23 protein-coding genes and 1 pseudogene are annotated in these 25043 nt (G+C 56.8%); 15 read left to right on the forward strand and 9 right to left on the reverse strand.

Going from position 1 to position 25043, the window contains the following annotated elements:
* Positions 1-101: 101 nt before the first annotated feature.
* Complete coding sequence (gene msrB / locus AO726_RS00505) at positions 102-500, reverse strand: peptide-methionine (R)-S-oxide reductase MsrB (protein ID WP_058066100.1); 399 nt, start codon at positions 498-500, stop codon at positions 102-104.
* A 204-nt stretch (positions 501-704) separates the two neighbouring features.
* On the opposite strand from msrB, the gene AO726_RS00510 reads away from it, so the two are divergent.
* From AO726_RS00510 to htpX, 3 genes are all read left to right on the forward strand, one after another.
* Positions 705-1916, forward strand: a complete 1212-nt coding sequence (locus tag AO726_RS00510) for a pyridoxal phosphate-dependent aminotransferase (RefSeq protein WP_058066101.1) — start codon at positions 705-707, stop codon at positions 1914-1916.
* Between the two features lie 68 nt (positions 1917-1984).
* Positions 1985-2437 (forward strand): hypothetical protein, encoded by a 453-nt coding sequence (locus AO726_RS00515; protein ID WP_058066102.1) that lies wholly within the window; start codon positions 1985-1987, stop codon positions 2435-2437.
* 89 nt (positions 2438-2526) lie between these two features.
* A complete protein-coding gene (gene htpX / locus AO726_RS00520) occupies positions 2527-3399 on the forward strand; it encodes a protease HtpX (RefSeq protein ID WP_058066103.1) in 873 nt (290 codons plus the stop codon).
* Positions 3400-3456: 57 nt separating this feature from the next.
* On the opposite strand, the gene AO726_RS00525 is transcribed toward htpX, so the two are convergent.
* Positions 3457-4113, reverse strand: coding sequence for a thiopurine S-methyltransferase (locus AO726_RS00525; protein WP_058066104.1), 657 nt, complete (start codon positions 4111-4113; stop codon positions 3457-3459).
* Positions 4114-4238: 125 nt separating this feature from the next.
* Here AO726_RS00525 and AO726_RS00530 point away from each other — a divergent pair, with 125 nt between their 5' ends.
* Entirely contained in the window at positions 4239-5009 is a 771-nt protein-coding gene (locus AO726_RS00530) for a DODA-type extradiol aromatic ring-opening family dioxygenase (protein ID WP_058066105.1), read from the forward strand.
* Between the two features lie 140 nt (positions 5010-5149).
* Here AO726_RS00530 and AO726_RS00535 read toward each other — a convergent pair whose 3' ends face one another.
* Both AO726_RS00535 and AO726_RS00540 read right to left on the reverse strand, forming a co-directional pair.
* A complete protein-coding gene (locus AO726_RS00535; protein WP_241492032.1) occupies positions 5150-6088 on the reverse strand; it encodes an SDR family oxidoreductase in 939 nt (312 codons plus the stop codon).
* A gap of 94 nt (positions 6089-6182) precedes the next feature.
* A complete protein-coding gene (locus AO726_RS00540) occupies positions 6183-6926 on the reverse strand; it encodes an SDR family oxidoreductase (protein ID WP_058066107.1) in 744 nt (247 codons plus the stop codon).
* 234 nt (positions 6927-7160) lie between these two features.
* Here AO726_RS00540 and AO726_RS00545 point away from each other — a divergent pair, with 234 nt between their 5' ends.
* On the forward strand, positions 7161-8069 hold the full coding sequence (locus AO726_RS00545) for an AraC family transcriptional regulator (RefSeq protein ID WP_058066108.1): 909 nt from the start codon (positions 7161-7163) through the stop codon (positions 8067-8069).
* Positions 8070-8201: 132 nt separating this feature from the next.
* On the opposite strand, the gene AO726_RS00550 is transcribed toward AO726_RS00545, so the two are convergent.
* Complete coding sequence (locus tag AO726_RS00550) at positions 8202-9878, reverse strand: DEAD/DEAH box helicase (RefSeq protein WP_058066109.1); 1677 nt, start codon at positions 9876-9878, stop codon at positions 8202-8204.
* Between the two features lie 343 nt (positions 9879-10221).
* On the opposite strand from AO726_RS00550, the gene AO726_RS00555 reads away from it, so the two are divergent.
* Entirely contained in the window at positions 10222-11013 is a 792-nt protein-coding gene (locus AO726_RS00555; protein WP_058066110.1) for a crotonase/enoyl-CoA hydratase family protein, read from the forward strand.
* On the opposite strand, the gene AO726_RS00560 is transcribed toward AO726_RS00555, so the two are convergent.
* On the reverse strand, positions 11014-11787 hold the full coding sequence (locus tag AO726_RS00560) for a spermidine synthase (protein ID WP_058066111.1): 774 nt from the start codon (positions 11785-11787) through the stop codon (positions 11014-11016).
* A 161-nt stretch (positions 11788-11948) separates the two neighbouring features.
* Between AO726_RS00560 and AO726_RS00565 the strand changes: the two genes are divergently transcribed.
* The 9 genes from AO726_RS00565 (at position 11949) to AO726_RS00600 (ending at position 20653) form a co-directional block, all read left to right on the forward strand.
* Positions 11949-13238, forward strand: coding sequence for a flavin-containing monooxygenase (locus AO726_RS00565; protein WP_058066112.1), 1290 nt, complete (start codon positions 11949-11951; stop codon positions 13236-13238).
* Between the two features lie 38 nt (positions 13239-13276).
* Positions 13277-14206, forward strand: a complete 930-nt coding sequence (locus AO726_RS00570; RefSeq protein ID WP_058066113.1) for a bile acid:sodium symporter family protein — start codon at positions 13277-13279, stop codon at positions 14204-14206.
* Positions 14206-14988: an SDR family NAD(P)-dependent oxidoreductase gene (locus AO726_RS00575; RefSeq protein ID WP_058066114.1), complete on the forward strand. Its 783-nt coding sequence runs from the start codon at positions 14206-14208 to the stop codon at positions 14986-14988. The genes AO726_RS00570 and AO726_RS00575 overlap by 1 nt, the downstream gene beginning before the upstream one ends.
* On the forward strand, positions 14988-15728 hold the full coding sequence (locus AO726_RS00580; RefSeq protein WP_058066115.1) for a sulfite exporter TauE/SafE family protein: 741 nt from the start codon (positions 14988-14990) through the stop codon (positions 15726-15728). The genes AO726_RS00575 and AO726_RS00580 overlap by 1 nt, the downstream gene beginning before the upstream one ends.
* Positions 15725-17512, forward strand: a complete 1788-nt coding sequence (locus tag AO726_RS00585) for an N-acyl-D-amino-acid deacylase family protein (RefSeq protein WP_058066116.1) — start codon at positions 15725-15727, stop codon at positions 17510-17512. Before AO726_RS00580 ends, AO726_RS00585 begins: the two co-directional genes overlap by 4 nt.
* A gap of 85 nt (positions 17513-17597) precedes the next feature.
* Entirely contained in the window at positions 17598-18944 is a 1347-nt protein-coding gene (locus tag AO726_RS00590; RefSeq protein ID WP_058066117.1) for a class II 3-deoxy-7-phosphoheptulonate synthase, read from the forward strand.
* Between the two features lie 79 nt (positions 18945-19023).
* On the forward strand, positions 19024-19191 hold the full coding sequence (locus AO726_RS20810) for a DUF2897 family protein (RefSeq protein ID WP_082629015.1): 168 nt from the start codon (positions 19024-19026) through the stop codon (positions 19189-19191).
* Positions 19192-19376: 185 nt separating this feature from the next.
* A complete protein-coding gene (locus tag AO726_RS00595; RefSeq protein ID WP_058066118.1) occupies positions 19377-19934 on the forward strand; it encodes a PQQ-dependent catabolism-associated CXXCW motif protein in 558 nt (185 codons plus the stop codon).
* Positions 19935-19987: 53 nt separating this feature from the next.
* On the forward strand, positions 19988-20653 hold the full coding sequence (locus tag AO726_RS00600; protein ID WP_058066119.1) for a response regulator transcription factor: 666 nt from the start codon (positions 19988-19990) through the stop codon (positions 20651-20653).
* Positions 20654-20827: 174 nt separating this feature from the next.
* Here the strand turns inward: AO726_RS00600 and AO726_RS21355 are convergent.
* From AO726_RS21355 to nosP, 3 genes and pseudogenes are all read right to left on the reverse strand, one after another.
* Positions 20828-20956: pseudogene (locus AO726_RS21355) on the reverse strand (IS3 family transposase); the annotation flags it as partial.
* Between the two features lie 216 nt (positions 20957-21172).
* Entirely contained in the window at positions 21173-23812 is a 2640-nt protein-coding gene (gene nahK, locus AO726_RS00605) for a hybrid sensor histidine kinase/response regulator NahK/ErcS' (RefSeq protein ID WP_082629016.1), read from the reverse strand.
* Positions 23751-24905, reverse strand: a complete 1155-nt coding sequence (gene nosP, locus AO726_RS00610; RefSeq protein ID WP_058066121.1) for a nitric oxide-sensing protein NosP — start codon at positions 24903-24905, stop codon at positions 23751-23753. The genes nahK and nosP overlap by 62 nt, the downstream gene beginning before the upstream one ends.
* Between the last annotated feature and the right edge of the window lie 138 nt (positions 24906-25043).

The following is a 25043-nucleotide window of genomic DNA, read 5'->3' on the forward strand; positions in this document are numbered from 1 at the left end:
TAGCTAACAATTAAATTTTGCACAATCTAATTTAATGAAAATAAGGCCCGCTGATAGCGGGCCCGTCTTTAACGGTATGCAGCGCAGCTCCGCGGCGTGTCCTAATCGGTTCGCTCCACCAGATTCAGTGAGGCCGAGTTGATGCAATACCGCAGTCCGGTCGGTGCCGGGCCGTCGGGAAACACATGACCGAGGTGGGCATCGCACTTGGCGCACTTCACCTCAATGCGGTGCATACCGTGGCTGAAGTCATCCACACTGCGGATTACCTGATCATCAACCGGCTGAAAATAGCTGGGCCAGCCACTGCCAGAATCATATTTGGCATCAGAATCAAACAGAGCCGTCTTGCAGCAGGCACAGTGGTAAATACCCGGGACCTTGCTGTCATGGTACTTGCCAGTGAACGCCCGTTCCGTTCCGCCAAGCCGACAAATATGAAACTGCTCCTCGGAAAGCTCTTCACGCCAGGCATCCAGCGGCTTATCCAATTTATCCATGGGTCACTCCTCAACAGAAAAAAGCCCGCACTGCACCTTTGCCAAGGGCGGACTGCAACGTATCATTCGCGCTCAGTCTGTCACCCGCACCCCAACCTGCCAAGGCTCGGCAGCACTAGGTATCGGGCCGGCATCGCCGCCCGGCAGTTTCCAGACCTGCGCCCCTGGTTGAAGTGCGGTATTTCCTTATTTCAGGACCCTATCATGCAGTTCAGCAAATCCAACAAGCTCGCCAATGTTTGTTATGACATCCGCGGGCCGGTGCTCAAGCACGCCAAACGCCTGGAGGAAGAAGGACATCGAATCCTCAAGCTGAACATCGGCAACCCGGCTCCGTTTGGTTTTGAAGCGCCTGACGAAATTCTCCGAGACGTAATCCGCAACCTGCCTACTGCCCAAGGTTACAGCGACTCCAAAGGGCTGTTCAGTGCACGCAAAGCCGTGATGCAGTACTACCAGCAAAAGCAGGTAGAAGGCGTCGGCATCGAAGATATTTACCTGGGCAACGGCGTTTCCGAACTGATTGTCATGGCCATGCAGGCCCTGCTCAACAACGGCGACGAAGTCCTTATCCCGGCTCCTGATTATCCGCTGTGGACCGCATCTGTGGCGCTGGCCGGTGGTAACCCAGTGCACTATCTGTGCGACGAGCAGGCCGGCTGGTTCCCGGATATCGCCGACATGAAGGCGAAGATCACCCCTAACACCAAGGCTTTGGTGCTGATCAACCCGAACAACCCGACCGGCGCTGTCTACTCCAAAGAAGTCTTGATGGATATCGTGGAGCTGGCACGCCAGCACAATCTGGTGCTGTTCTCGGACGAGATTTACGACAAGATTCTCTACGATGAAGCGCAGCACATTTCCACCGCCTCGCTGGCGCCGGATGTGCTCTGCCTGACCTTCAACGGTCTGTCCAAGTCTTACCGCGTGGCTGGTTTCCGCTCTGGCTGGATCGCAATCTCTGGTCCGAAACATCAAGCCAAGAGCTACATCGAAGGCCTCGATATTCTCGCCAACATGCGTCTGTGTGCGAACGTGCCGAGCCAGCACGCGATCCAGACTGCTCTGGGCGGCTATCAAAGTATCAACGACTTGGTCTTGCCCGGCGGCCGCCTGCTTGAACAGCGCAACCGCGCGTGGGAGCTGCTCAATGACATTCCGGGCGTCAGCTGCGTGAAGCCAATGGGCGCACTGTATGCCTTCCCGAAAATCGACCCAAAAATCTGTCCGATCCACAACGACGAGAAGTTTGTGCTGGATCTGCTGCTCTCGGAAAAACTGCTGATCGTTCAGGGCACTGCCTTCAACTGGCCATGGCCTGACCACTTCCGCGTGGTCACCCTGCCCCGGGTTGATGATCTGGAAGCAGCCATCACCCGCATTGGCAGCTTCCTGAGAACTTACAAGCAGTAAGCCACTCACAATCGGTGCAGGAACACCTGCACCGGTTATCTCATACGATCAGTAACGGAAACAGCCTGATGGATTTGCAGATTGACGACTTCTATAAAGACGCCGCCGCAGGTCTGCTGGCCTTGTATCAGGCCTTTCCCAGCAAAACGGCACTTTATGTTGAAGACTTGATCGGCCGCGAAGAACCGGATGAATTTGGCCTGCCTACGCCGCGCCACCAGAGTTGCCTCGGTGCCCTGCTGTGGCTGGCGGAGGAAGGCTATATCCGCTTTGACTCGACGATCGGTTACGACGCTCTGGATCAGGCCGTTCTGACTGAGAAAGCCTTCATGCGACTGACCCGAGGCGTGCCACATGCCATCGACCCGGCGCAGGAACTTCCCCCCAGCGTACGCAGAACAAGGGCTACACTGGCATTTCAGTTACGCGACGCCCTGGCTCAGCGTAACAGTGAGCGTGTGGCACGTCTCACCCGCCTTCTGTTTGAAAGCACGCTGGTCAGCTCAAACGACATAGTTTGAAATAGAAGCTCGGTTGAAGAACCGGGGTAGCCGCCCTTATATAGCCGGCAATAACCAATAGTTTCACCCGTGAGGAGTCTCTACACACCATGATGCGCATTATGCTGTTCCTGGCCACCAACATTGCGGTGTTGATCATTGCCAGCATCACCCTGAAATTGCTCGGGGTTGACCGCTTCACAGGCCAGAACTACGGAAGCCTGCTGGTTTTCTGCGCCGTGTTCGGCTTTGCCGGGTCGCTGGTTTCGCTGTTCCTGTCCAAGTGGATGGCGAAGATGAGCACCAAAACTGAAATCATCACCCAGCCGCGTACCCGTCATGAGCAGTGGCTGCTGCAAACTGTGGAAGAGCTGTCCCGTGAAGCCGGTATCAAAATGCCGGAAGTAGGGATCTTCCCGGCCTATGAGTCCAACGCATTTGCCACCGGCTGGAATAAGAACGACGCACTGGTTGCCGTTAGCCAGGGCCTGCTGGAGCGCTTCTCTCCGGACGAAGTCCGTGCAGTGCTGGCACACGAGATTGGCCACGTTGCCAATGGTGACATGGTAACTCTCGCGCTGATTCAAGGCGTAGTGAACACCTTCGTCATGTTCTTCGCCCGTATCTTCGGTAACTTCGTGGACAAGGTGATCCTGAAAAACGAAGAAGGCCAGGGTATCGGCTACTTTGTTGCGACCATCTTCGCTGAATTGGTTCTGGGCATCTTGGCCAGCATCATCGTCATGTGGTTCTCCCGTAAGCGTGAGTACAAGGCTGACGAAGCCGGTGCTCGCTTGGCCAGCACTGGCGCGATGATTGCTGCTCTGCAACGTCTGCGTGCCGAGCAGGAAGTGCCGGTGAACATGCCTAGCAGCCTGACTGCTTTCGGCATCAATGGTGGCCTGAAGAACGGCCTGGCCGGTCTGCTGATGAGCCACCCGCCGCTGGAAGATCGTATCGAAGCCCTGCGTCAGCGCGGCTAATCCCAGAGCACAACAAGGCGGCCTGCTGGCCGCCTTTTGTTTGCCTGTAAAACCCTCTCAACGCCTACACAGGCTATAAACACTCTCTTCGAGCCGAGTCAGCCCCCGCTTCAAGAAACGCCAGTTCTCCCCCAACACATCCTTCTGCAGCAGCCTTTTAAGTTCCCACTGTGCTGCGAAGAGCTCATCCGCCTCCTGTGAACTGACAGCAAACGGAGGACCGGGCATTTCCTCCTGCGGATAATCCAAACTGACCAATAGTCCCTTACAACCCTGCGGCAATATCATGCTCAAATGCTGAACGTAGCGTTCTCGCATAGGTGGCGGTAATGCAATTAATGCAGCGCGATCGTAAAACCCCCGACACTGCTGCACGTGCTGAGCTTCAAGTGCAAAAAAATCCCCGCAATAGATCTGTACATTGCCAGCGCTGTAGTGCTTGAACCCATCAACCGCCCTCGCGCTCACACTGAGCTTTTGCTCCTTGAAGAAATCTTCAATCGCCACTTGGGACAGCTCGACCCCAACAACCTGAAAGCCTTGCCCGGCCAACCAGAGCAGGTCCAGGCTCTTGCCACATAACGGCACCAGCACCTCAGCGCCAGGTTGCAGATCCAGCACTGACCAATAACGCTGGAGATAGGCATTGACCTCGCCCTGATGGAAACCAATTTCACTGCGCTCCCAGCGGCGATGCCAGAAATCTGCGTCCATACCTGCTCCATTCAGCCTGATGAAGGCATTTAATTAAAATTAACGATAGTAATCCTCAAATTATTCAGCTTTAACGCAAGCCGCTGCTCGCTGAAAATAAGGCATCACTGATGGAGTAAAGCGACATGTTAATGCCCAGCCTGTTTATTTCACACGGCTCACCGATGATCGCTCTAATGCCGGGTGGAACAGGTCAAGCGCTCGCCAGACTGGCGGCGCATTTACCACGCCCTAAAGCGATCGTCGTAATGTCAGCACACTGGGAATCACAAGATTTGCGGGTCAGCAGCAGTAGCCAGCCGCATACTTGGCATGACTTTGGGGGGTTTCCGCCTGAGCTTTACGCGCTGCAGTATCCTGCTCCCGGGAATCCGCAATTAGCTGACGATATTGTTCAACGTTTAAATGATGCGGGCCTACCGGCCAAACCTGACCCACAGCGTCCATTTGACCATGGCACTTGGGTACCACTACGCCTGATGTACCCCGAGGCAAACATTCCTGTGGTGCAGGTATCGTTACCGAGCGCGCAGGACACAGGCTTGATCAAACGCATCGGGGAAGCACTAAAACCACTGAGAGAGCAAGGCATTCTGCTGATTGGATCCGGCAGCATCACCCATAACCTGCGTGATCTGGATCGCTTCGCAGGCCCGGAAGCAGTCGAGCCTTGGGCTCAGGCGTTCCGTGATTGGGTCGTAGAAAAGCTACAGGAAGGTGATATCCAAGCCCTGCTCGACTATCGCAAGCTGGCCCCCAACGCGGTGCGCAGCCATCCCTCTGATGAGCACTTCTTGCCGCTCTACTTTGCCTTGGGCGCAGGCGATGTTTTCAAGATCGAGCATGCCGGCTTCACCTTCGCCACTTTGGGAATGGACATTTACAGCTTCAGTTAATCCAATCAGACCGTGGTGCAATGCAAGCCCCTACCAACGCCTCTTGCATTGCCCACTCCCTGAGCCTCCAAATAACCATGGGTCAGCTCAAGTTCCGGCACGCCCATCCCCTCAGGGCATCCTGTGCAGCGCTGCAACCGTTAAACAGTCGGGCCTTCGACTTCGTCAATAAAATCGGTTGCGTCAGATGGGGCTCGCCACGCATCTAAATCATTTAACACCCCCCGAATTTTCTGTTCAGCCAAAACATTGGCGATCCGGCCTGCGAACAGATGCAACGGTGGCTCGGCCACCTCAGAGGCTTGAAGTATCAAAGCAGCCACTTTCTCAGGATCGCCAGCCTGTTTGCCATCCAAACCGTTCAAGTGCAGATCAAGTGAGGCCTGAGCTTGTGTGTATTCATCAATTGATCGCTGTGCAACCGCCAAGCGCTCCCTTGAGAGAAAGCCAGTCCGTACCGGGCCTGGGTAAACCACCGTCGCGCGAACGCCAAGCTCCGCTAACTCAGCTGACAGCGCCTCCGTCAAACCAGCCAAAGCGAACTTCGAAGCCACATAACTGCCCCAACCGGCATAACCGCCCTGAAATCCAACTATGGAAGCAATGTTGAAGATGTGGCCAGTTCGCTGTTTCCGCAGATGCGGCAAGACGCAACGCAGTACGTGTAAAGGCGCAAACAGGTTTACGTCGAAGTTGCTGCGCAGTTCTGCATCGCGCAGTGCCTCTATCGTTCCGTGCTGCCCGTAACCAGCGTTATTCACCACACAATCGATACCTCCGAAAGCGGCCACGGAAGCTTCCACTGCCCTGCGGACACTCGCCTCGTTGATCAAATCCACCTCCAACACCAGCAGACGCTCATGAGCAGGGCCGAATTCCTCTACCAGGCTTTGCATCGAACGTGACGTGGCAACTACGCAATCGCCGCGTGCTAAAGCTTGTCGAGCCAACGAGAGACCAATCCCTCTGGCAGCACCAGTGATGAACCAGACCTTGGCTGCGGATGCTGTGTCGTGCATTGAAAATACTCCTGTGAAGTAACAGATACAGCCACCAACTCCCTTCCCTGCAGCCTGCAACGTGCAGCCGCCTGTTAAAACGGGCTACTGCAACCAGACGGGATACATCCAGATTTGCAGAGCCTGGTGGCAGGTGGCACAAAAATTACGGCACTCAGTGCGGGCTGGCGGTTGGGCGAACGATGATCTCGTTCAAATCCACGCTATCCGGCTGCGCAATGGCATAGGCGATAGCCTGTGCAACCGCCTCTGGGGGTAAGGCAACGCGACGAAACTCCTGCATCGCCAACCGCGCAGATTCGTCGGTGATGTGATCAGCTAATTCGGACTCAATCACACCCGGAGTTATCAGTGTCACCCTTATGGTCTCGGTTTCCTGACGCAGGCCATCGGAAATAGCCCGAACCGCAAACTTGCTGGCGCAATACACGGCTGATGATGGCCAGACCCGGTGCGCACCAACTGAAGCGATATTGATAATGTGCCCCTGCTCTTGCTGTTGCATGACAGGCAACACAGCAGCAATGCCGTACAGGACGCCACGCACATTAACGTCCAACATTTGATCCCACTCGGCGACTTTTAAAGCTGATAAGGGCGACAGCGGCATAATGCCCGCGTTATTAATCAGCACATCTACCCGGCCGTGATCATCCAGCGCTTTAGCCACAATGCGCTGAAGCCCTTCCAGGCGCGTGACATCCAAGTCCATCGCCACGACCTTACAACCTTCAGCGCGCAGCTCAGTCTGTAGCTTGAGCAGACGCTCCAGACGGCGAGCGCCGATATAAAGAAAGTGGCCCTGCCGGGCTAGATAGCGCGCTGTTGCCTCGCCAATCCCACTGCTGGCCCCGGTCAGAATGATGACTTTAGGGTCTCCCAATACGGTGAGTTTCATGATTTCTCCTTGTCACTGCCTGGCCTTTATGAGCAAGCCAGACGCTTAATGAACAGGTCGAAATCGTAGGTAGCGGAGCCATGGCGGGATAGGCCGATAACTCTTCAATGATTGCCTAATCCTACTCGTTTTCAGCAAATATGAGATTTATAAAGGGTAAATCTATACATTTACTCTTTTTCAGGAGCCTAGGCCGTGCAGACATCCTCCCCTGAACTATCGCGTCAATCAGAGATGGTAAGCCTGATCCGGCAACTGGCACCGCACGAAGGCTATACCCGCTCATTACTCGACGGCGTACGCCTGATGCGTGCAAACCGCCCGCTTGACCGTACACCTGTGCTGTATGAGCCGAGTATCGTGATCGTCTGCCAAGGACACAAACGCGGTTATTTAGCTGACCGGGTCTATCATTACGATGCCCAGCACTATTTGGTCTTATCAGTGCCGCTGCCGTTTTCCAGCGAAACGGATGCCAGTCCTGAAGAGCCCCTGTTGGCAGTGTCCATTCGGTTGGATTTGATGGCCGTCGCCGATCTGGTACTCGAACTCGATAAACACTCAGCCCCAGCGCCTGCAGCACCAGCCGGGATTGTTTCTACACCGCTTAACGCTACGCTTGCAGACGCCACCGTACGCCTCCTGCGCACCCTACGTTCACCGCTTGAGTCCAGTATGTTGGGACCCTCTATTATCAGAGAACTGTGTTTTCACATCCTGATGGGTGAACAAGGTGGCGCCATTCGCGCGGCTCTGGCCTACCAAGGAAATTTCGGGCGAATTGCCCGGGCATTGCAGCGCATCCACAGCGACTACTCGCAGCCACTTGATGTCAGCGGACTAGCCCGCGAGGCCGGCCTGAGTGTTTCGGCGTTCCATGCTCATTTCAGAGCGGTGGCCGCTACGTCCCCGATCCAGTACATAAAATCGGTACGCTTACACCAAGCCAGACTGATGCTCATTCGCGACAATCTAACCGCCGCAGGTGCAGCCTCACGAGTCGGCTATGAAAGCCCATCGCAGTTCAACCGCGAGTTCAAGCGGCTATTTGGTCGTAGCCCCGGTGAAGAAACACGTGAAATGCGCAGCGCATTCGCCCTGATGGAACCGCCCCAGCTTGAACAGGCCATTGCCACCCACTAAACGCTACTGGATGTGCCCAGTTTCTGCACGGACGGCAGGAGTCGCCCCCTCAGCCAAAGGCAAAGCGGATTGCCACTACTCAGACAAAAAAAAGCCCTGCATAAGCAGGGCTTTTTCTTAACGCCGTAGAAATCAGTCTTCGCGATAGCGACGCAGCTTCAACGGTTTGCCACCTACACGGGTGTCTTTCAGCTTGGCCAGCAGACGGTCCAGGCCGTCTTCTGGAAGCTCAACCAGACTGAAGCTCTCACGTACCTGAATACGACCGATTGCTTCACGTGCCAAACCACCCTCGTTGAGGATTGCACCGAGTAGGTTCTTAGCGGCGATTCCATCGCGAGCACCCAACGCAGTACGGCAACGCGCACGGCCTTCTGCCAGCGGCATTGGCGCACGACGCTCACGACCACCTTCGCGCTCAGGACGCGGACCACGCTCAGAGCGTTCTGAACGCTCACGCGGGCCGCCCGGCACCAACGGCTGCTCACGCTCCACTTCAGCCAGGCTCAGCGCCTGGCCGTTGGTAGCCTTGCGCAGCAGTGCAGCGGCCAGGGCACGTGGGCTGCAACCGATATCGGCGGTCAGGCGATCCAGCAGATCACCATGAGTCGCTTCAGCATCAGCAACCAGCGGAGCCAGGCTTGCAGTCAGCTTCTTGATGCGGGCATCCAGTACTTGCTGGGCGTTCGGCAGCTTGACTTCACCCACCTTCTGCCCGGTGACACGCTCGATTACCTGCAGCATACGGCGCTCACGTGGAGTTACCAGCAGCAGTGCACGACCGGTACGGCCAGCCCGGCCAGTACGGCCGATACGGTGTACGTAGGATTCCGGATCGTACGGCATGTCCACGTTCATTACGTGGGTGATACGCGGCACGTCGAGACCACGGGCTGCAACGTCAGTCGCAATTACGATGTCGAGACGACCGTCTTTCAACGAGTCGATTACGCGCTCACGCTGGTTCTGGGCGATGTCACCGTTCAGCGCAGCGGCTTTATAGCCTTTGGCTTCAAGGGCAGCGGCCAGATCCAGAGTGGCTTGCTTAGTGCGCACGAAACCGATCAGCGCATCAAACTCTTCTACTTCCAACAGGCGCAGAACGGCAGCGTGCTTCTGGTCGGCATGGACCATCAGGTGTGCTTGTTCAATGGCCGTCACGGTCTGAGTTTTAGAAGCGATTTTGATGTGCTGCGGTTCACGCAGGTGCTTTTCAGCAATGGCGCGAATCGAATGTGGCAAGGTGGCCGAGAACAGTACGCTCTGACGGCTGGCCGGCATGGCTTCGAAGATTACTTCGAGGTCATCCATAAAGCCCAGTTTGAGCATCTCGTCTGCCTCGTCCAGCACCAGGAACTGGATGGTCGAGAGCATCTTTTCGTCGCGACGAAGGTGATCCACCAAACGTCCCGGCGTTGCCACAATCACTTGAGCCCCCTGACGGATGGCTTTCAGTTGCGGGCCCATCGGCGCGCCACCGTATACCGCCACCACATTCAGGCCAGGCATTTGTTTGGAGTAGGATTCAAACGCGGTGGCCACTTGCAGGGCCAGTTCGCGGGTCGGCGCCAGAATCAGCGCCTGAGGTTCACGCTTGCTTGCATCAATTTTAGTCAGCAGAGGCAAAGCAAATGCAGCGGTCTTGCCGGTACCGGTTTGAGCTTGTCCGATCATGTCGCGGCCAGAGAGGATGACCGGAATAGCCTGCGCCTGAATAGGCGACGGCTCTTCATATCCAATGGCGGTCAGAGCAGCGACGATGCTGGGGTGAAGTCCGAGTGCGGCGAAGCCGCCGATTTCCTGGGTCATGGGTCTGCCTTAAATACATCCGCAAAAGACCCATATTCCAAAGCTGCGCATGCCGTGTACGACCCAAAGGTCACCCTGGCAGCTCTGTCGGCGGGGATTTGCGAAAACATGGTGATAAGTGAATCGTCAAGGATAGTCCGTGGCGGACTGGCTGCCGGAGTTTTGCCCCCGGGCGATTTGCGCTACCTGAACGTGGCCAAGTTTTGACCGGCGCACACTATACCGGAAATCCTGGCCGATGTGTTGAATTCCTGCGAAATTAAACAGGCAATGCGGTAGGCTCAAAAACTATTAATACCTGTAAGCCATATACAAAAAATCTCACTCCTGAGGACATCGCGCCATGAGCACCCACACAGAGGGACGTGTCACCCGAGAAAAACAAGGGCATGTCCTGCTTATCGGCCTTGACCGTGTCAGCAAACGAAATGCTTTCGACATGAGCATGCTCAATGAGCTGGCCTTGGCGTATGGCGAATTTGAGCGCGATGAAGAGGCCCGTGTAGCACTGCTATTCGCCCATGGCGAGCATTTCACCGGCGGACTGGACCTGACCAGCATTGCCGACGATTTGGCCGCTGGTTGGGCGATTCCGGAAGGCGGATATGACCCGCTGGGGACCTTTGGCGGCAAACGCGTGACCAAACCGGTGATTGTCGCGGCTCAGGGCTATTGCTACACCATCGGCATCGAGTTGATGCTGGCCTCGGATATTAACCTATGCGCCAGTAACACCCGCTTTGCTCAGATGGAAGTGCAACGTGGCATTCTGCCTTTCGGCGGAGCCACCCTCCGCTTGCCGCAGATTGCCGGCTGGGGCAACGCCATGCGTTGGCTGCTCACTGGCGATGCCTTTGACGCCCACGAGGCTTATCGCCTGGGGCTAGTGCAGGAAGTACTGGCCACAGAAGAGCTAATGCCTACCGCCCTCAAGCTCGCACAGCGTATCGCTGCACAAGCACCGTTAGGTGTTCGTGCCACATTAGCGTCGGCCAGGCAGGCAGTGATGGAAGGCGAAGCGGCGGCAAGTGCCGCACTGCCGGCTGTTGCCAGTCGTTTACTCGCCAGTGAAGACGCCCGGGAAGGCCAGCAGGCAATGCTCGAGCGCCGTCCAGGTGTGTTCCGCGGACGCTGATCAGCTGGCCTGACGGATACTTCTGATCAGGGATTCCAGGGAATAGCCGAACTTAGGCGCCAGCGCCTCATTGCGCTGGCGTAGGCACTCAAGGTCCAGACTCTGATCAAGATCAGCCGGCACCATCAGCACCACATTGCCCTCTTTCACCGGACACTCCCAGTAATGGCGGTGGAATAAGCCGCGCAGCAGAGCTGCGCCCAGTGGCTTGCCGTCATTGCTGGCCCACTGGTTGATGATCAGCCAGCCACCGGGGTTGAGCTTCTGCTGGCAGCTTTCGAGAAACTTCCACGCAAGGTGCCCGCTGGACGGTCCGTGATCGTTGTACAGATCAACAAACAGCAGGTCAGTTTTCTCCGCGCTATCCAGCAACTCGACAGCATCGCCGATGCGAATGGTCAGACGTGGATCATCCTCAAGGCCCATGTACTCCATTGCCAGACGCGGTACTTCCGGGCGCAGTTCAATCACCTCAACATCTTCCAGCGGCAGGAACTTCAGGCACGCCTGGGTCAGGTTGCCTGCGCCCAAGCCCAGAAACAGAGCGCTTTCCGGCGCTTCGCAGGCCAGCGCGGCCATCAGCATGGCGCGGGTGTAGTCATATTCCAGCCAGCTTGGGTCAGGCATAAAGGTGCAGCTTTGCTCGATGGCTTCGCCAAACTCGAGAAAGCGGTAAGCACCCATTTCGACCACCTGGATAACCCCGAACGCATCATGCACTTCAGCAATCAGTACCGGTTCAGGCATTTGATCGACTGGGGGTAAACCCGGCATCACATCACTCCACCATGACATCCCTGACCATTTTGGCCAGGCGAAAGTCGCCAATTGTCATTGAGCTCACCACCCCAGGTCACGCGATAATTTGTCGCAGCGCTGACTGGATCGCAGAGTCGGCAATCCACAAAAAAACAACAACGGATCGTGAGGTCATCATGCATGCCATTATCGGCGCAGGTCCAATGGGCCTTTGCACTGCCCGACAGTTGCTGAAGTACGGTATCGAATTTGTGGGTTTCGAGCAGCACAACGATGTGGGTGGTCTGTGGGATATCGATAACCCTCACAGCACCATGTACGACTCAGCACACCTGATTTCATCCAAAAGCACCACAGAGTTTACCGAGTTCCCGATTGCTGATGATGTGGCCACCTACCCGCATCACAGCGAGATGCGTCGTTACTTCCGCGATTACGCGAAACACTTCGATCTGTACAAGCATTACCAATTCAACACCCGCGTGGTCAGCGTTGAGCGCCTGGAAAAAGGCTGGAAGCTGATCAGCGAGACCGAAGGCCAGCAGCGTGAATGGCTGGTGGATGGTGTACTGATTGCCAACGGCACCCTGCACACCCCAAACCAACCTGCCCTGCCCGGCACATTTAGCGGCGAGCTGATGCATTCCAGCGACTATCGCTCGGCTGACATTTTCAGTGGCAAGCGCGTTCTGGTAATCGGCTGTGGCAACTCGGCCTGCGATATTGCCGTTGATGCCGTTCACCGCGCCAAATCAGTCGATATTTCGGTACGCCGCGGCTACTACTTCCTGCCCAAGTTCGCTTTTGGTCGCCCTACCGACACACTGGGCGGAGCGGTAAAACTACCCCGCCCACTCAAACAATTTGTCGACGGCCTGCTGGTGCGCACGCTGGTGGGTAAGCCGTCCCAGTACGGCCTGCCTGATCCTGATTACAAGCTCTATGAGTCACATCCGGTGATGAACTCACTGGTACTGCATTACCTCGCCCATGGCGATATCAAAGCCCGTAAGGATGTCTCGCGTATTGAAGGAAACACAGTGACATTCAGCGACGGACAGACAGCTGAGTACGATCTGGTTCTGCAAGGCACCGGCTACAAATTGAATTACCCCTTTATTGACCGTGCCCATCTGAACTGGCCGGAGGGTGCCGGCGCGCCGCAGCTGTACTTGAACATCTTCCATCCGCAATACGATGACCTGTTCATGATGGGCATGGTGGAGGCCTCGGGCCTCGGCTGGCAGGGGCGAGATGAGCAGGCCGAACTGGTGGCACTGACTATCCGTCAGCAACAGACCAATCCGCAGGCAGCCCGGGCATTCCGCCAACAGGTCGAACAAGGCTGCAATCAACGTGAGGATGGCGGCTACAAGTACCTGAAACTTGATCGAATGGCCTATTACGTGCACAAAGACACTTACCGGGCCACACTCAAACAGCAGATTGCTGAATTAAAAAAATAACAACACCTATAAACCTTGCATGCATCAGGTAATCCGCAATGACTGCCGTCAACCTTGAGTTCTCCCCCAGCGCGATGATCGGCCTCAACGCCATCATCGCGCTGATGATGTTTGGTGTATCCCTTGAGCTGCGCATGGATGACTTCAAGCGCATCCTGCTTGCGCCCAAGGCTCCGCTAATCGGCATGCTGGTTCAGTTCGTGCTGTTGCCAGCCTCGACCTGCCTGCTGACCATCCTCCTGCCCATTGATCCTGCACTGGCTATGGGGATGATTCTGGTCGCCACCTGCCCAAGCGGTACCTTCTCCAACATCATGACTTGGATGGCACGCGGCAATGTTGCGGTGTCGGCCAGTGTCACGGCAGTGTCAAGCGTTACTGCGGGGATTTTCACCCCACTTAACTTCGCCTTGTATGCGGGCCTGAACCCTCAGACCCGTGCCTTGCTTACCGAGATCAGTGTTGACCCAATCAGCCTGCTGCTGATGGTGCTGTTAGTGCTGGTATTGCCCATGGCGCTGGGGATGTTTATCGGCCGGATTCGCCCGCTGCTGGCGCAGAAGTTGGAACGGCCGTTGCGCCACTTCTCTTTACTGGTGCTGATTGCCTTTGTTGGCGGTGCCTTTATCAAGAACTACGAGCAGTTTCTGGAGCACTTCCACCTGTTCTTCTGGCTGGTGGTGCTGCTCAACACCATGGCCTTGGCGCTGGGTTACATCTGCGCCCGGCTGTGGCGCTTGCCTGCTGCGGATGTACGCGCGGTCACTCTGGAAACCGGCATCCATAACTCAGCACTGGGCATGGCGCTGATCTTCACCTTCTTCCCACAGGCTGGCGGCATGCTGTTGATCGCGGCCTTCTGGGGTTGCTGGCAACTGCTGGCCGGCCTGGTCCTGGCGCTGTACTGGTCACGCTCAGCACCTGCCGCAGCCCTTACACCTACCTCGATTAATCAAGGCAGTCACTGATGCAAATTGCACTGATCACCGGGGCCGCCAGCGGCCTCGGCTGGGAACTTGCACGCGTCTATCACGCAAAAGGCTACGGTTTGCTGCTCAGCGACATGAATGCCGATTGCCTGGCCGAGCGCGTAGCCTCGCTGGGTGATGAACGCGTGATTGCCGTCAGCGGCGACATCACCGATGAGAGCGTACAAAAGCGCCTGATACGCACCTGCGAAGAACACTACGGGCGGCTCGATGTGCTGATTAACAATGCGGGAATCACCCATCGCTCACCTACTGTCCGTACCGACCCTAGTGTCTTCCGCAAGGTGATGGCCGTGGATTACCACGCGCCCGCCGAGCTGACCCTACGCGCCTTGCCTTTACTGCAACTGACCCGTGGCCAGATTATCGCCATCGGCTCCATGGCAGGCTGGATGCCAGTGCTGGGCCGTGCGGGTTACTGCGCCGCGAAAAGTGCCCTGAGCCAATTCTTTGAAGTGCTACGCGCTGAAGTAAAGCAGGACGGCATCGACATGCTGCTGGTGTATCCGAGCTTTCTCAACACCCCCATTGAACAGAACGCACTCGGCGCGGATGGCCGAGCGGCGCAGCACAAGCGCTCAACCATCGGCAAGATTCGCGGGGCAGACTGGATGGCAGCCCGCATCCTCAAAGCCCATAAAGACGGTTGCGAACGCCTGTTCCCAGACCGTGGCAGCTGGCTGGCCAGTTTGCTCTGGCGCATCGCCCCCGGTCTGTATTACCGCAAGATGAGCGAGCGCTTTGCCGGGGAGATGCTCTGATGGAGATGGCCTGGATCGCTCTGGCAGGTTTTATTCTGCTGGCCTATACGCTGGAAGCCATCACTGGCTTCGGCAGCATCGTAATCGCCTTATCGTTGGGCGCGTTGTTGCTGCCTATCGATCAACTCCTGCCTGTTCTTGTTCCCCTGAATATCTGCATGACCGGCTTTCTGGTCTGGCGGCACCGCCAACAGATCGATCGGCGCTTGCTGCTGGGCATGATACTGCCCGGCATGGTGCTGGGTACCCTGATTGGCTATGCGATTTTGCCGTGGCTGGATGCGGCACTGGCGAAACACCTGTTTGGGGCTCTTGTGCTGTGGTTTGCCGCCCGCGAGCTGTGGCGCATGAAACGCAACGCTGTACAGGTGCCACGCCCCATGTGGCTGAACCGCATCATCAGCCTGTGCGCGGGGATCAGCCACGGTCTGTTTGCCTCCGGAGGTCCGCTTCTGGTGTTCGCACTGGCCGGCACCCAACTCGACAAGGCCCGTCTGCGAGCCACGCTGGTCAGCGTCTGGTTCACCCTTAACAGCTTGCTGACGATTTGCTTCCTGCTCGATGGCAGTCTGAAGCCAGCCCTGCCGCAGATTCTCAGTTATGCCCCGCTGTTGCTGGTAGGTGTATGGATCGGCGAGCGCTTGCACAAACGTTTCAATGAACAACACTTTCGCATTGCGATTTACTTGTTGCTGCTGGTCACCGGCGGCTTGCTTCTTGCCCCATGGAGGCTGATATGAGCCACGACATCATTATTAAAAACGGCCTGTATTTCGATGGCAGCAATCAACCCGGTCAGATTCGCCATATCGGCATCAAAAACGGCCGCATTGATGTGCTCAGCCTGAGCCCGCTGAATGAGAGCGGTTGCCCTAACGTGATCGACGCCAGCGGCAAGTGGATCACACCGGGCTTTCTAGAAATCCACTCGCATTACGACGCTGAAGTAATTGCCGCACCGGCTCTGAAAGAGTCCGTGCGCCATGGTGTAACCACCGTCACCATCGGCTCCTGCTCGATCAGCATGGTGCTGGCCGACCCGATCGACTGCTCCGATCTGTTCACCCGGGTTGAAGCCGTACCGCGTGAGTACGTGCTGCCGATCCTCGAAGAAAAGAAAACCTGGCGCGACGCCAAAGGCTACCGCGCCTTCTACGAGCAACTTGCGCTCGGCCCGAACGTCAACTCCTTCCTCGGTCATTCCGAACTGCGCGTTGCGGTGATGGGCCTTGAACGCGCCACCAGCCGGATCAAACCGACTGAAGCAGAAATGCAGCGCATGGAAGAACTGCTGGAAGAAGCCCTCGACGCCGGTTGCATTGGCTTGTCAGTCATGACCACGCGCCTGGACAAAATGGATGGAGACCGTGCTTGGTCCAGCCCACTGCCCTCCACTTTCGCCACGTGGAAGGAGTTCTCCCGACTGTTTGCCATCCTCCGTCGTCGCGGCGCGGTCCTGCAGGGTGCGCCAAACGCAGTCACCAAGGTTAACGTCTTCGCCTTCCTGTGGCAGGCCCATGGCTGGTTCCGCAAGCCGCTGAAGTGCTCAATGCTGACCGCGCTGGACCTCAAAGCCCAGCCGTTCCTGCACCGCATCACCCGCGCCTCGGGCTGGCTGGCCAACAAAGTGCTGCGCGGGCATTTCCGCTGGCAGACGCTGCCTGCGCCCTTCAACTTGCACCTCGAAGGCCTGAACGTGAACGCCTTTGAGGAGTTTGGAGCCGGGGAAATCCTGCGCAACATCAAAGACCCGGACGAGCTCTACAGCAAAGTCCAAGACCCTGAGTTCCGTGGCTTGTTTAAGAAGCAGGTCAAAGCAGTCCTCACCAAAGGTCTGTGGCACCGCGATTTCTCCGACTGCTGGGTGATCGACTGTCCGGACAAAAGCATGATTGGCAAAAACTTCAAACAGCTCGGCCAAGACCGAGGCTTGGATCCGGTGGACGCCTACTTCGAACTGGCCTGCCAGTACCGCGAAGACCTCAAATGGACGACCTGTTACGGCAACGTACGCATCCCAATCATGCGCCAACTACTGGCCAGCCCCTGGACCCAGCCGGGCTTTGCCGACTCCGGTGCGCACCTGCGCTCCATCGCCCAATACAACTTCCCTCTGCGCTTCCTTAAATATGTGCGCGACGCTCAGCTAGAAGGCGCTCCGTTTATGGAGCTGGGCCACGCGGTGCATCGCCTGACCGGTGAGCTGGCTGATTTTATTGGCGTGGATGCAGGCTATATCCGTGTTGGCGACCGCGCTGATCTGGTCATTGTTAACCCTGAAGGGCTGACCGATGAGCTGGATGAGATGCACGAAGCGCCCATGGAGGTGCTGGGTATGATGCGCGTGGTCAAACGTAACGACGCCGCAGTTGAAGCTACGCTGATCAATGGCCGTATCGCCTACCAACGCGAACAGGGATACCCGGACACGCTGGGTAAAACTCAGGACTTCGGGCGCTTCCTGCCCAGCCAACAGGTACAGCCACGCAATCAAACCGTAGGGCTACAGCCAGCGTTAGCCTGATGCCTGCACCAGGCGTGCCGCCTATCAGTCTTGGTTATCCGTTAGAATGGCCCATTCGCCTAACGGACTGACACCGAGAACTTTTATGCCGCACGCCTGGAGCCCTGAAAGCTGGAGAAGCAAACCGATCCAGCAACAACCGCAATACCCTGATCTTGAGCAGCTGGCGCGAGTTGAGCGCACGCTTGCGGGCTTTCCGCCGTTGGTGTTTGCCGGTGAGGCCCGGGAACTGCGCCGCCAGTTTGCCGAAGTAACTCAAGGCCGGGCATTTCTGCTGCAGGGCGGCGACTGCGCTGAGAGTTTTGCCGAATTCAGCTCCGCCAAGATTCGCGACACCTTCAAAGTGCTGCTGCAAATGGCCATTGTTATGACCTTTGCCGCAGGCTGCCCGGTGGTCAAAGTGGGTCGCATGGCGGGCCAATTTGCCAAACCGCGCTCGGCCAACGATGAAACTGTCGACGGCGTAACCCTGCCCGCCTACCGCGGTGATATCGTCAACGGCATCAGCTTTGATGCAGCCAGCCGCGTGCCGGACCCGGAGCGCCTACTGCAGGCTTATCACCAGTCCACCGCCAGCCTTAACCTGCTGCGCGCCTTCGCCCAAGGCGGCTTTGCCGATTTGCATCAGGTCCATCAGTGGAACCTCGACTTTATTGCCAACTCGGCACTGAGCGAGAAGTACAGCCAACTGGCCGACCGCATTGATGAAACCCTGGCCTTTATGCGTGCCTGCGGTATGGACAGTGCCTCGCAAGTGCGTGAAACCAGCTTCTTCACTGCCCATGAAGCGCTGCTGCTCAACTACGAACAGGCCTTTGTACGTCAGGACAGCCTCACCGGTGGCTGGTACGACTGTTCAGCGCACATGTTGTGGATCGGCGACCGTACCCGCCAACTCGACGGCGCCCATGTTGAATTCCTGCGCGGCGTAGGCAACCCGATCGGGGTTAAAGTCGGCCCGAGCATGGACAGCGAAGAGCTGATTCGCCTGATCGATATTCTCAACCCGGACAACGATCCGGGCCGCCTCAACCTGATCGTGCGTATGGGCGCGAACAAGGTTGAAGCAGGTCTGCCCCGCCTGATCCAGACGGTGCAACGTGAAGGCCGTCAGGTGCTGTGGAGTTCGGACCCCATGCACGGCAACACCATCAAAGCCAGCAGCGGCTACAAAACCCGCGAGTTCGAGCAGATTCTCACCGAGGTTAAACAGTTCTTTGCCGTGCACCAGGCAGAAGGCAGTTATGCCGGTGGCATCCACATTGAGATGACCGGGCAGAACGTCACCGAATGCACCGGCGGCTCGCGCCCGATTACTGAGGCTGGCCTGTCTGATCGTTATCACACCCACTGCGACCCACGCATGAATGCCGATCAGTCCCTGGAGCTGGCCTTTATGATCGCAGAGACGCTAAAACAGGTACGCCGCTGAGCAACCGGCGGGCTGACGCAAGGTCGGCCCGCCCTGTTAAACGCGGCTATGGTGAATAGAACACTCAGGAGGAAATCCAATGACTTGGTCCCTAGGGCTATTGATCTTACTGTCGCTGGCAGCAATTGTCGGCGGCCTGACCGTATTGCTGCGCACTGCCAAACCCTTGCCGCTGACCGATGAGCAACTCAAAAACATCAAGCAGCGTGAAGCCGAGCAGGAACGTAAAGACGAAGCAGAGCGCTGAAATGGCGCAGGGCTGATGTGCGCTGCACAGCGTCACCTGCTCCAACAGCGTCCCAGCCTTAGCGCATGCGCTGCTCCACACCCGCAACTACTACTTTAGTACTGCTTTTGCTGTCTATTGTAGGATTCCCAAAGCCCTCCCTTTGCCCTGTAATACCTGTACAAAAAGAATAGAGATGTAAGGTAATGAAGCTCCGCTTGCCCCTGCCTACCGGGCTTTCACTGCTTGCCTGCATGCTCGCAGCCGCTCCAGCGCCTGCCGCGCCTGAGCTGTTCAATGCAGACGGTTATCGCAGCAGTCATTACCGCAGCCCTACACCGGAACAGGCCACGCCTGCCCGAACCCTGGATACAGCAAGCCTACAACGCCTGCTCAACGAGCAGACGCCGGCACTGATCGACGTATACGGACGTCAGTGGCTGCACGGGCAATTTATTGAAGATGAAGTTCACGCCAATATCCCCGGTAGTACCTGGCTGGCCAACACCGGTTTAGGTGAACTGGACAGGCGCTGGCAGCAGTATTTCGAAGACAATCTGGAAAGAATCAGCCTGGGTAACAAAGACTGGCCATTGGTCTTCTATTGCCGCTCAGACTGCTGGCTGGGCTGGAATGCGGTCAAACGCGCCCATCAACTGGGGTATAGCAACCTTTACTGGTACCGGGATGGTATCGATGCCTGGGAGCAAGCAGGCCTGCCGTTGACGCCCGCCCACCCTGTTGCTGTAACTCCCGGACACTGAACAACCTCTAAAACAGCATCCATGCCACAACCACAACAACCAGAGGCAAGGCCATGTACAAGATTCTGATTGCCGACGACCATCCGCTGTTTCGCGAGGCGATTCGCAGCGTAATCGCCGACGGTTTTCCAGGCAGCACCATAATGGAAACGGCAGACCTGGACAGTGCCCTGGCACTGACTCATGAGCACGACGATCTGGACCTGATCCTGCTCGACCTGAACATGCCTGGCATGCATGGTCTCAATGGTCTGATCAACCTGCGTAACGAAGCCCCGACCATTCCTGTGGTGATTGTTTCTGCCGAGCAGGACAAGCAAATCGTGCTTCAAGCCATCACTTACGGCGCAGTCGGTTTTATCACCAAGAGCTCGCCACGTAACCAGATGACCGACGCTATCCAGCAGATACTCAATGGTAACGTCTACCTGCCGCCGGATATCATCCGCACCCAGAAGTCTGGCTCAACACGCAGTAATCCAGATCACCAGAGCTTCCCGCCGGAGCTACTGCAAGCGCTGACCCGTAAGCAGCTGCTGGTACTGGAACGCATGACCAAGGGCGAGTCGAATAAGCAGATCGCCTACAGCCTCGACATCGCAGAAACCACAGTGAAGGCTCACGTATCAGCGATCTTGCGCAAGCTCAACGTACACAACCGCGTGCAGGCGATTCTGTCAGCGGGTGACATTGATTTCGCAGCGTACCTGCGCCGATAGCTCTTGCTAGTAGTCACCACTGACCCGCGGATTACCCCGACTAATCCGCTTTCACTTACGGCACCTAGGGATAGCTCGCGTCATACAATCCCTGGGTAGTTCCTGTTGTGAACAATGAATTCTGGACACTGGTTTAGGTTTATCCGGCCAGTGACTCGGCGCCCCTGCTCCGCTGATCCGATCACGCCACAACATTTGGCGGTGCTCGATGCTGGTGTAATGGCTACCTTGGTCAGAGTGATACATCAGTTGCTGCGGACAGCCACGAAACTCAAAGGCCACGCGCAAAGCGTGTGTCGTAAGTTGCGCTTCTGCTCGGGGGCATAGGCTTGCTGTGTGAGGAGGTTGCACCACCACGTTCACAACGCAATTTCGCTGCTCATCGGCTCAACGCGGTCGTGCCTGCCCCCATCGACTTACAAGCTTCAGATATTGAATAGCATTGATCCAGAACCAAGCCGGCAGCTTCAAATTTGAAATCGGTACTGGATGACCTTCTGCTCACGTAAACACCGCATTTCACCCATTACTACGCTCCAACAAATGACTGATCGCCGTTTTCAGTTTCATTGGCCGGACTGGCTTATGCATCAAGGTATGCCCCAACTCGCGCATTTGCTGCTTGAGTTCGTTGCTGTAGTTGGCCGTGATCATCAGCGCGGGCAGCGGCGTGCTGCGTCGGGCATTGATCTGAGCTACGGCGTCCACACCGTTTTTGTCGTCGTCCAGGTGATAGTCCGCAATCAACAAATCTGCCTCGGCGTGGAAGTTGTCGACCTGTCTGGCCAGGTCCTCCTCCGACAGCGCAGTGATAACCTGACAGCCCCATGCCTCCAGCAAGGTACGCATGCCCGCACAGATGGCTGCATCGTTATCCAGCACCCAGATACGCGAGCCTCTGAGTCGCTCATCCAACGACTCCGGCGCATCGTGATTGACCTTGGCTTTGGGAGCCTTGGTGCTGATCGGTACCTCAATGGCAAACATTGAACCTTTGCCCTGCTGGGAAGAAACGCGAATGCGATGACCAAGCATCCGGGCGATCTTATCGACGATGGCCAGCCCTAACCCAAGGCCGCGATCATGCCGGCGATGCTGAACATCTCCGCGTTTAAATTCGAGGAATATCTCGCTGAGCTTGTCCTGCGCAATGCCCATTCCGGTGTCCCATACCTCAATCGACAAGCTCTGTTTGCGCCGACGGCACCCCAACAGAACGCGCCCGCTTGGGGTATATCGAATGGCGTTTGTGAGCAGGTTGCGCAGGATCCGCGCCAACAACTGAATATCACTGCGGACCAGGGCTGAACAGCCGACAAAATCCAAGTGCAGCCCTTCGCTCATCGCAATCTGCCGATACTCAACGGCCAGGTTTTCCAGCAGCTCACTGACGGCAAACGGCGCAATGTCCGGCTTGATCACCCCTGCATCCAGCTTGGAGATATCTACCAGGGTGCCCAACAGGTTCTCAACGTCCTCCAGCGAATTACTGACATTGCGCACCAATGCGCTGGTGTCTGTGCCCTGACGCTTCTCCTGCAGTGCACTAGTAAACAGGCGCGCCGCATTCAGCGGCTGCAGCAGGTCATGACTGACCGCAGCAAGGAACTTGGTCTTCGACAGGTTGGCCTGCTCCGCCTCGCTTTTAGCTTCGCGCAGACGAACCTCCATCTGAGTACGCTCGTCGATCTCACGCAGCAACTGGTTGTTCAACTCTGTCAGCTCGGCAGTGCGCTCACGCACCCGCTGCTCCAGATGCTGATAGGCCTGATGCAGCGCTTCGGCCGTGCGGCGGCGCTCGGTGATATCGCGGATCAGCACAAAGATGCCGACCACCTCGCCGGTGGCCAATCGGTTCGGCACGTAGGAGCGCAGCATGTAGCGCTCCTGGCCTTTGTGGTTGGTCTCCGCGACTTCGAAAGTCACACTTTCACCGGACAATGCGCGCTCCACGAATGGTTCCAGACGGCGGCAGTGCTCTTCGCTGTGGACCTCGCGCAGGCTTTGCCCGAGCATTGCTCCGCGCGGCCAGCGGTACCACTCTTCGTAGACTTTATTGGTGAACTGGTAGACCAGATCAGCCGTGAGATAGGCGATCAGCGCCGGCACATGGTCGGTAATCAAACGGATCCAGCGCTCGCTCTCGCTCAGCGCTTCAGCGTGTCGGTGACGCTCGGTGATATCAGTGAAGGTGTTGACGAAGCCACCGGTTGGCAAAGGATGCGTGCGAACTTCCAGCATGCGCCCGTCAAACAGGCACAGTTCCAGCTCCTTGATCGGCTTGCCCTTCTCATCGCACGTCTCCGGGGTTAGCAGTTGCAGCTCACTCTCGGCCATGACTTCCGCAAACGACCGGTGCGCACTGATCGGTGCCAACCCGCACAAATCCAGGAAACGGTGGTTCCAGAGTTCAAGCTGGCCCTCGGCATTAACCATCGCCATGCCCTGAGACAAGTTGTCGACCGCCCGTTGCAATAGCCGCGATTTCTGCGCCAGCGCCTGCTCACGGCGCATGGTTTCGTTGAGTTTGACCTCGGTGATGTCGGTATAGAGGATCACCAACCCGCCTTCACGGGTCGGACGCTCACTGACCTGAACCCAGCGGCCGTCTTGCAAGCGGAACAGGATGTTGTCATCACGGCCACTTCGTTGTTCTTCCACCACCAGCCCGGTGGTGCGACTCAGGCGTTTGATTTCTGCCAGACGTGTACCGGCAATGATCCGCGCCCGGGTACCGGACCAAAAGGATTTGAAGCGACTGTTAAACAGGACGATGCGTTTTTCGCGATCGAACAAGACAAAGCCATCAGAGATGCTTTCAATGGCATCGATCAGGTGCTGGTGGGCCGTTTCAGCGCGCAATCGCGCATCGCTCAATAGCTGGTTGCTCGACTTGAGCTCAGCCATCGCCTGATTCAGCGCATCGGTACGCTCACGCACTTGCTCGGCCAGCACCACGGAATGCTGAAACGCCGCATAGGCATCATCGCCACGGGAATGGACCGACTCGACCCGCTCAATAAGCGCCGCGTTGATCGAACGAAGTTTTTGATTCTGCTGCTCTAGGGATGCGCAGCGTGCTCGCAGTTCCGCTAACTCAGACACGTGTGGGTCGGCCAATGGCAACTCCGGTGAGTGTCTGGTTGATGTGCATGCCATTGAACTGCTCCCCATAGGTGTTGAAGCCGATTACGTTCTGGCTGCGCAGGAAGTCCGACACTTCCTCCACTCCACCTTGCTCTTCAATTTCCATGCGACGTAAAAAGCAGTCGCAGCCGATTGTCAGCAACAGCGGCCCGAGTCTTTCCCGCAACCCTTCAAATACACGCTGAGTATCAGCAAGCAGGGTTCCCGGACGCATCGCGGTCAGCACAATGCCGGTCTCGACTGCGCAGTAAAACGTCAGGCTCAAATCTTCGTTAACGCGCTGGATGGAGCGCACGTAGTACTGCTCGCCAATCCGCACACCCAGAGGATGGGCAGCAAAAACATTGTGATCGAGCGCCTCAACAGGGACGCCAATGAGATCGGCATACTCTTGCGCTGCCGGTACAGCATTCAGTTCGTAAACCCTGCGACTGGTGCTGTCTGCGCGGGTTACCACCAGTTTTTCAGTACGCGGTAACAGGTGGTTGGTGCTGAACACCTCGAAATCCAGCCAGGTATTGAACAGCACCACAACGGCTGCGCCCTTGTGAAATTCGCCACCGTAATACACATGGGTCTGATTGAGGCGGTTGTCATCCCCAGCCGAACCGCCGAAATGTGGAATGCTACCGAAGGCCGCGCTCAGAGCGCCGAGGACAATCTCTTCACGACTGGAAAGACCATCCAACAGGGTCAGGGCAAAGCTGTGGCCTTTAATCGAGGCCAGCTCGTTGGTACGGCATTCGCTGACCAGTTGTTCTACTAGCTGCTGTGCATCCAGCAAACTGAAGCGATCCATCTCGTCGATCAGTTGCCCCGCGATAGAGAAGCTGCGGTGATCAAAGCCAATCGCACTGACACAACCACGATCGTAGCCCTGAGCAGTAATCTCCCCGGCACTGGTGCAGCCGACTAGCTTGACGCCACCAAAATACTGATCCAGCGCTTCACCCAGCGCAGGCAGGTCGTACTCGGCAGAACAGAAGAACAACACAAAACCCAGATGAGGATGAATCAGTTGCCGCGCCAGCTCCTGAGCGACCAGCTCGACATCCGTCGCACACGAGGTCGCCGTAATCACATCATCCATAGGTGCAGGCGACATAACAGGCCCCATCAATACACAAATAATCAGGCTTCGATTTTAGTGGTGGCTCATGCACAGCCCCATGCCACTTGAGTAGCGCCAAAGTCATCCCTAAGTAGCAATTGCATCAATCAAGCACTAGACGGGCAAACCTAC

It is taken from the genome of Pseudomonas sp. TTU2014-080ASC, from assembly GCF_001446935.1.
Classification (GTDB): domain Bacteria; phylum Pseudomonadota; class Gammaproteobacteria; order Pseudomonadales; family Pseudomonadaceae; genus Aquipseudomonas.

Bases quoted from the DNA above. Each gene is read 5' to 3' on its own strand.
- msrB (WP_058066100.1), bottom strand. From the start codon at position 500: ATGGATAAATTGGATAAGCCGCTGGATGCCTGGCGTGAAGAGCTTTCC.
- AO726_RS00510 (WP_058066101.1), top strand. From the start codon at position 705: ATGCAGTTCAGCAAATCCAACAAGCTCGCCAATGTTTGTTATGACATC.
- AO726_RS00515 (WP_058066102.1), top strand. From the start codon at position 1,985: ATGGATTTGCAGATTGACGACTTCTATAAAGACGCCGCCGCAGGTCTG.
- htpX (WP_058066103.1), top strand. From the start codon at position 2,527: ATGATGCGCATTATGCTGTTCCTGGCCACCAACATTGCGGTGTTGATC.
- AO726_RS00525 (WP_058066104.1), bottom strand. From the start codon at position 4,113: ATGGACGCAGATTTCTGGCATCGCCGCTGGGAGCGCAGTGAAATTGGT.
- AO726_RS00530 (WP_058066105.1), top strand. From the start codon at position 4,239: ATGTTAATGCCCAGCCTGTTTATTTCACACGGCTCACCGATGATCGCT.
- AO726_RS00540 (WP_058066107.1), bottom strand. From the start codon at position 6,926: ATGAAACTCACCGTATTGGGAGACCCTAAAGTCATCATTCTGACCGGG.
- AO726_RS00545 (WP_058066108.1), top strand. From the start codon at position 7,161: ATGGTAAGCCTGATCCGGCAACTGGCACCGCACGAAGGCTATACCCGC.
- AO726_RS00550 (WP_058066109.1), bottom strand. From the start codon at position 9,878: ATGACCCAGGAAATCGGCGGCTTCGCCGCACTCGGACTTCACCCCAGC.
- AO726_RS00555 (WP_058066110.1), top strand. From the start codon at position 10,222: ATGAGCACCCACACAGAGGGACGTGTCACCCGAGAAAAACAAGGGCAT.
- AO726_RS00560 (WP_058066111.1), bottom strand. From the start codon at position 11,787: ATGCCGGGTTTACCCCCAGTCGATCAAATGCCTGAACCGGTACTGATT.
- AO726_RS00565 (WP_058066112.1), top strand. From the start codon at position 11,949: ATGCATGCCATTATCGGCGCAGGTCCAATGGGCCTTTGCACTGCCCGA.
- AO726_RS00570 (WP_058066113.1), top strand. From the start codon at position 13,277: ATGACTGCCGTCAACCTTGAGTTCTCCCCCAGCGCGATGATCGGCCTC.
- AO726_RS00575 (WP_058066114.1), top strand. From the start codon at position 14,206: ATGCAAATTGCACTGATCACCGGGGCCGCCAGCGGCCTCGGCTGGGAA.
- AO726_RS00580 (WP_058066115.1), top strand. From the start codon at position 14,988: ATGGAGATGGCCTGGATCGCTCTGGCAGGTTTTATTCTGCTGGCCTAT.
- AO726_RS00585 (WP_058066116.1), top strand. From the start codon at position 15,725: ATGAGCCACGACATCATTATTAAAAACGGCCTGTATTTCGATGGCAGC.
- AO726_RS00590 (WP_058066117.1), top strand. From the start codon at position 17,598: ATGCCGCACGCCTGGAGCCCTGAAAGCTGGAGAAGCAAACCGATCCAG.
- AO726_RS20810 (WP_082629015.1), top strand. From the start codon at position 19,024: ATGACTTGGTCCCTAGGGCTATTGATCTTACTGTCGCTGGCAGCAATT.
- AO726_RS00595 (WP_058066118.1), top strand. From the start codon at position 19,377: ATGAAGCTCCGCTTGCCCCTGCCTACCGGGCTTTCACTGCTTGCCTGC.
- AO726_RS00600 (WP_058066119.1), top strand. From the start codon at position 19,988: ATGTACAAGATTCTGATTGCCGACGACCATCCGCTGTTTCGCGAGGCG.
- nahK (WP_082629016.1), bottom strand. From the start codon at position 23,812: ATGGCATGCACATCAACCAGACACTCACCGGAGTTGCCATTGGCCGAC.
- nosP (WP_058066121.1), bottom strand. From the start codon at position 24,905: ATGTCGCCTGCACCTATGGATGATGTGATTACGGCGACCTCGTGTGCG.